Source organism: Arthrobacter sp. SAFR-044, assembly GCF_059414985.1.
In genome coordinates, this window is the sequence record NZ_JBPFDN010000008.1 from 235,996 (window position 1) to 242,102 (window position 6,107).

Consider the following 6,107-nt stretch of genomic DNA (forward strand, 5'->3'; position numbering starts at 1 on the left):
CATGGTTTCGACCACCCAGGTCACCTGGCAGCTGTCAGGCTTCGGCGACGAGATCGACGACGACCCAGCAATCCAGATCGCGGTGCTGCAGGCCCTCGGAGCCAACCACATCGAGGTCCGCAGCGCATGGGGTACGAACATCGTCGACCTCAGCGATGAGCAGTTGCAGGCACTCGCCTCACTGCTCGCCGACAAGGGCATGAAGGTTTCAGCCATCGCTTCACCCATCGGGAAGGTGGACGTCAGCCTTCCCGTGGAGCACGAAGTGGAACGGCTGCGCCGCGCAGCGAACGCTGCCAAGGTCCTTGGCGCGCGATACATCCGCATTTTCTCCTTCTACTATGGCGAATCGGTACAAGTGGAGAGCATCCGCGACGCCGTCATTGAACGTATGCGGGCCCTGGCCGACGTCGCGGAGGAAGCCGACGTGATCCTCCTGCACGAGAACGAGAAGGACATCTTCGGGGACGTTCCAGACCGGGTGCTGGACATTATTGAGACCGTGAATTCGCCCGCCCTGAAGGTTGCCTGGGATGCCGCCAACTTCGTCCAGGTAGGGGTCAAACCCTTCGACGAGGGCTACGCGAAGCTGCGCCCGCACCTTGAGTACCTGCAGGTCAAAGACGCGCTCTTCTCCAACGGCCACGTAACGCCGGCCGGCGAAGGGGACGGCGACCTCCTCCGCACCGTCGAAGCGCTCAAGGCCGACGGCTATGAAGGCTTCGCCTCCTTGGAGCCGCACCTGGCCGGTGCACACGGCCTGGGCGGCTTCTCCGGCCCCACCGCCTTCGGTATCGCAGCGCGCGCCTTCGCAAAAGTCACCGCAGAAGCAGGAGTCCAGACCGCATGAGCACCTTGAACGTAGCCATCACCGGATGCGGCGTCATTGGGCGCACCCACGCCGTAGCCCTCCAACAGTTCCCGGAAGCCCGGATCGTGGCGCTCGTCGATGCCATTCCGGCGGCATCCGAAGCGCTCGCCGACTTCATCGAGAAACAGGGCGGGCAGCGGCCGCCGCAGTTCAGCACCCTGGCCGAAGCCTTCGCGGCTGAGGACATTGATCTGGTTGCATTGGCAACGCCCAGTGGCCTCCACATCCAGCAGGGCCTGGAAGTCCTGGCGGCCGGCAAGCACGTGGTCATTGAAAAGCCCCTGGACGTGGACCTCACGCGGGCCCAGGAAATCGAAGCCGCCGCAAAGGAAGCTGCGGGCAAGGGGATCGTGGCCTCCGTCATCAGCCAACACCGTTTTGACCAGTCCAGCGTGGCTGTCGCCGATGCCATCACCAAGGGCCGCTTCGGCCGGCTGACCTCTGCCATTGCTTCAGTTGCCTGGTGGCGGAGTCAGGGGTACTACGACTCCGGCGACTGGCGCGGCACCTGGGCCATGGACGGCGGCGGCGCGCTTATGAACCAGGGCGTCCATACCGTGGACCTCCTGCTCTGGTTCATGGGACGTCCCGTGGAAATCCACGCGCACACCGCCAGGCTGGCCCATGACCGGATTGAAGTGGAAGACACCGCCGTTGCCACCGTGACCTTCGAGAACGGTGGATTGGCAGTCCTGCACGCCACCACCGCGGCCTACCCCGGTCTGACCGTCCGCGTGCAGCTCATGGGATCCGAAGGATCAGCAGTGGTGGACAACGACCGGCTGCAGTACTTCCACAGCAGGGACGCCGGCGGTGAGTCCGCGGACATGGGCCTCCAGGGCGGGGGCAACCAGGCCGAAGAGGAACTGGCCAAGTACCCGGAGGAAGACTATAAAGCCGCGGACCCCACCGTTTACCCCGCCGGGCACGTCCGGCAGTACCGGGACATCCTGGCCGCCATCGCCGGCGGGAGGCAGCCCGGTGTGACCGTCAGCGACGCCGTCAACGCCCTCGCAGCCGTGCGGGCCGTCTACGTCTCGGCCACCCTGGGCCAGCCCGTCCTCTTCGACGACGTGCTGGCGGGCAAGTACAACGACCTGGAAGTCCGCACCGGAAACAATGCGGCAGAAAGCGCCTAGGACAATGAAGTTTTCAGTATTTACGGCATCAACCCCTGAATGGACACCGGAAGAGGCAGTGGAGCAGCTCGCCAACCAGGGTTGGGACGGCGTGGAATGGCGCATCACCGACCAGGCCGACGCTGCTGAACCAGGCTTCTGGGCCGGCAACAAGGCCACCGTCCCGCTCACCGGAATGGAGGAGCACCTGGACCGGATCGCGGCCATCACGGGCAGCGCGGGACTGCAGTTCTCCGGCATCGGCGGGTACGCGCGGTGCGACAACCATGCGGACGTTGACCGGATGCTTGCCGCCACCGCCCGGTTGGGCGCCGGCCAGGTCCGGGTAACAACTCTTCCGTTGGGAACTGCAGCGTGGGGAAACGAACCAGCCAGCGGCACGCCCTACCCTGAGCTCTTCGCCCGTGCCCGCCGTGATTTTGAGTGGATCGCCGAACGGGCGGCCCACCACGGCGTCAAGGCCCTGGTGGAGCTGCATCACCGCACCATCACCGCCTCCGCCTCCTCGGCACTCCGGCTGCTGGAAGGACTGGACCCGAGGCACGTTGGAGTCATCCATGACCTTGGCAACCTGCTCATCGAAGGGCAGGAGGATTACCTCCCTGCGTTCGAGCTCCTGGGCGACTACCTGGCCCACGTCCACGTGAAGAACGCGGTCTGGGTTAACAGCGGCGACACCGATGAGTCCGGCGCCGCTGTCTTCCGCAACGAGTGGGTTCCGCTCCGTTCGGGCCAAGGCAGCGTCCTCCAGTACTTCGAAGCGCTCGCGGCCTTTGGCTATGACGGGTGGGTGACCGTTGAAGACTTCTCCACGGAACTCCCGCTGGCAGAGCGGACGGCGGACAACCTCGACTACCTCCGCTCCACGGCCGCCCTCGCAGGGCTTTCCGTCCCGGCAGTGAGGCAGTGACCCATGGGACAGCCAATAGCGGACCACCCGGACAGGCTGCTGCCGGCCGATCCCGGAGTCCGGGACATCGCGCGGTCACTTTTCAAAAAGGTGGAGGGGCTGCCGATCATTTCCCCGCACGGGCACGTCGACGCGGGAGTCATCGAACAGAACACCCCCTTTCCTGACCCCGCCGCCCTGCTGGTCACTCCGGACCACTACGTCACCAGGCTGATCCACGCCGGAGGGCTGCCCATGGACCAGTTGGGCCTGGGCAGCCAGCCCGCCGACTCGCGGCAGGTGTGGCGCCATTTCTGCGAGGCGTGGCCCCACTTCGAGGGAACGGCGTCCGGATACTGGATCCGGCAGGAATTCGCCCACGTGTTCGGCCTCCCTGAGGAACCCTCCGCGGAGAACGCGGACCGGCTGTACGACGCGCTGCAAGCCAAGCTCTCCGAACCGGGTTTCCGGCCCCGGGAGCTGTTCAAGGAATTCAACATCGAGGTGCTCGCCACCACCGATGACCCCCTGGACTCGCTGGACAGCCACGCAGCCCTGCACGCCGACCCCTCGTTTGCTGCCCGGGTGCTGCCCACCTTCCGGCCGGACCAGTACCTGAACATGGCGCACCCGGCCTGGCAGGACAACGTGGAGCGCCTGATCGGCTCGGCCGGGGAGGGCGCTTCCGGTTACGCGGGCTACATCAATGCTCTCGAGACGCGCCGGCGCCACTTCGTGGAGCGGGGCGCGGTGTCCGCGGACCACGGCGTGTTCACGCCCACCACCTTGAAGCTGGACGACGGCGAGGCGGAGCGGCTTTTCGAGCGTGGCAGGTCAGGCCAGGCGACTGCTGCGGACCGGGACGCCTTCGAAGCGCACATGATCTACCAGATGGCACGGATGTCGGTGGAGGACGGACTGGTCATGACCATCCATCCCGGCTCGTTCCGCAATCACCATGCGCCCACGTTCGAGGCGTTCGGTGCCGACACCGGGCACGATATCCCGGTGGCGGTCAACTACACCGAGGCCGTCCGCCCGCTGCTGCAGGACTTCGGGACGGCCAAGGACTTCCACCTGGTCCTGTTTACCCTGGACGAGACGGTGTTTTCCCGCGAACTGGCCCCACTGGCCGGCTTCTACCCCTCCGTCTATCTGGGGGCGCCGTGGTGGTTCCTGGATGCGCCCGACGCCATGCTCCGGTTCCGGTCCGCGGTCACGGAGACGGCAGGGTTCTCGCGGTCCTCGGGGTTCATCGATGACACCAGGGCCTTCTGCTCCATCCCGGCCCGGCACGACACCGCCCGCCGCATCGAGGCGTCATTCCTGGCGCGGTTGGTGGCTGAGCACCGCATCACCGAGGAGCGGGCCCACGAGCTGATCATGGACATCATCGACGAGTCACCACGGCGGGTGTTCAAGCTGTGAACGCCGTCCCGACTGCCCTGGGCTCACTTCCTGCCCTGGACCGCAACCTGAAACCGCTGCCCAAGGCTCCGGTGCGGATCGTGCACCTTGGCCTCGGCGCGTTCCACCGGTCCCACCAGGCCTGGTACACGCAGCATGCCGGCGACGCGGGGGAGTGGGGGATCGCCGCGTTCACGGGCCGCCGTCCCGACGCCGCGGCAGCATTGTCCGGCCAGGACTGCCTCTACACGCTGGTGGAGCGGTCGGCCGGCGGTGACAGTTTCGAAGTCATCGGCAGCATCGTGGAGGCTGTGGACGGGGCCGACGTGGGCCGCCTGTGTGAACTTGTGGCGGCGAAAGAGACCGCGATCGTTACGCTGACCATCACCGAGGCTGCCTACGGGCTGGCTGCGGATGGAACGTTCGACGCCGATGCTCCGGGTGTAGCGGATGACCTCCGCGCGTTGTCCGCGGCTGCGTCCGGCGGACCCCGGGCGGAAGGGCAAGGCGTTCCGCGAACGCCGGTGGGACGGCTGGTGTTGGCCCTCGCGGGGCGCCGGGACAGCGGCGGGGGACCGATCGCCGTCGTCAGCTGCGACAACCTCTCCGCCAACGGTGAGGTTGCCCGCCGCGCGGTCCTGGGCCTTGCCTCGGGCTGGGGTCCCGGGCTGGTCGAGTGGATCGGGGCGAACGTCAGCTTCGTCAGCACGTCGGTTGACCGCATCACGCCGCGGACCACCGAGGAGGACGTAGCGGAAGTGGCGGAGCAGTGCGGCTACTCCGACTGCTCGCCGGTGGTGGCCGAACCGTTCCGGAACTGGGTGCTCAGCGGTGATTTTCCCGCAGGGAGGCCGCGCTGGGAGGACGCCGGGGCAATCTTCGTGGATGACATCGAACCGTACGAGAACCGTAAACTGTGGCTCCTCAACGGTTCCCACTCCATCCTGGCGTATGCCGGGCAGCTCCGCGGGCACGCCACCGTGGCCGAGGCCCTGGCAGATCCCGTGTGCCGGCAGGCTGTGGAGGACTTCTGGGACGAGGCGGCGCACCACCTGCACGGGGAAGCGCTGGACATTCCGGCCTACCGGCAGGCCCTGCTGGAACGCTTCGGAAACGCTCGCATCGCCCACCGGCTCGCCCAGATCGCGGCCGATGCCACGACGAAACTGCGGATGCGTTCCGTCCCCGTCTTGACGGCCGAACGGATTGCCGGGCGCAGTGGGGCAGGCAGTGCTTTGATGCTTGCCGCGTGGATTGACTATGTTGTCGCAGGAAACGACTTCCAGGATCCGCTCGCCTCCGAAATCCGCGCTGCAGTTGCGCTTGAGGGAACTGAACGGCTCCAGGCCCTGCTTCGACTGGTCAGCGCTGCCCTCGCGGACGACCCTGACGTCGTCGCCCTTGTTTCCCGGCTGTGCGGATCCTTCGCCACCAATACGGCTGCCACCCCTGCACGTACCTGAATCCCGCTCTTACTTCCGGAAGGAACAGTTAGTCCCATGAAAATCGTTGCCGCCGATGTGTTTGTTACCAGTCCGTCCCGGAACTTTGTGACCCTTCGGATTACTACCGAGGATGGTGTGACCGGGATTGGTGATGCCACGCTGAACGGGCGGGAGTTGGCTGTTGCCGCGTATTTGAAGGAGCATGTTGCGCAGTTGTTGATCGGGAAGGATCCGCACCGGATCGAGGACACGTGGCAGTTCCTGTACCGATCCTCGTATTGGCGGCGGGGTCCGGTGACGATGGCGGCGATCGCTGCGGTGGACATGGCGTTGTGGGATATCAAGGGCAAGCTCGC

The 6,107-nt window shown here is 66.1% G+C and carries 5 protein-coding genes and 1 pseudogene; all 6 read left to right on the forward strand.

Annotation, left to right across the window (positions count from 1 at the left end; translation table 11 throughout):
* The first annotated feature begins 1 nt into the window (after nucleotide 1).
* The gene (locus tag ACR65J_RS14340; protein WP_440170113.1) at nucleotides 2-850 is read left to right on the forward strand and encodes a sugar phosphate isomerase/epimerase family protein; all 849 of its coding nucleotides are present in this window, start codon (nucleotides 2-4) and stop codon (nucleotides 848-850) included.
* Nucleotides 847-2,010 (forward strand): Gfo/Idh/MocA family protein, encoded by a 1,164-nt coding sequence (locus ACR65J_RS14345; RefSeq protein WP_440170116.1) that lies wholly within the window; start codon nucleotides 847-849, stop codon nucleotides 2,008-2,010. Before ACR65J_RS14340 ends, ACR65J_RS14345 begins: the two co-directional genes overlap by 4 nt.
* A gap of 4 nt (nucleotides 2,011-2,014) precedes the next feature.
* Nucleotides 2,015-2,920: a sugar phosphate isomerase/epimerase family protein gene (locus tag ACR65J_RS14350; protein WP_440170118.1), complete on the forward strand. Its 906-nt coding sequence runs from the start codon at nucleotides 2,015-2,017 to the stop codon at nucleotides 2,918-2,920.
* Nucleotides 2,921-2,923: 3 nt separating this feature from the next.
* Nucleotides 2,924-4,327, forward strand: a complete 1,404-nt coding sequence (gene uxaC, locus ACR65J_RS14355; RefSeq protein WP_440170120.1) for a glucuronate isomerase — start codon at nucleotides 2,924-2,926, stop codon at nucleotides 4,325-4,327.
* Complete coding sequence (locus tag ACR65J_RS14360; RefSeq protein ID WP_440170123.1) at nucleotides 4,324-5,769, forward strand: mannitol dehydrogenase family protein; 1,446 nt, start codon at nucleotides 4,324-4,326, stop codon at nucleotides 5,767-5,769. The genes uxaC and ACR65J_RS14360 overlap by 4 nt, the downstream gene beginning before the upstream one ends.
* A 36-nt stretch (nucleotides 5,770-5,805) precedes the next feature.
* Nucleotides 5,806-6,107 (forward strand): annotated as a pseudogene (locus ACR65J_RS14365) (bifunctional D-altronate/D-mannonate dehydratase); the annotation flags it as partial.

Bases quoted from the DNA above. Each gene is read 5' to 3' on its own strand.
- ACR65J_RS14340 (WP_440170113.1), top strand. From the start codon at position 2: ATGGTTTCGACCACCCAGGTCACCTGGCAGCTGTCAGGCTTCGGCGAC.
- uxaC (WP_440170120.1), top strand. From the start codon at position 2,924: ATGGGACAGCCAATAGCGGACCACCCGGACAGGCTGCTGCCGGCCGAT.
- ACR65J_RS14350 (WP_440170118.1), top strand. From the start codon at position 2,015: ATGAAGTTTTCAGTATTTACGGCATCAACCCCTGAATGGACACCGGAA.
- ACR65J_RS14345 (WP_440170116.1), top strand. From the start codon at position 847: ATGAGCACCTTGAACGTAGCCATCACCGGATGCGGCGTCATTGGGCGC.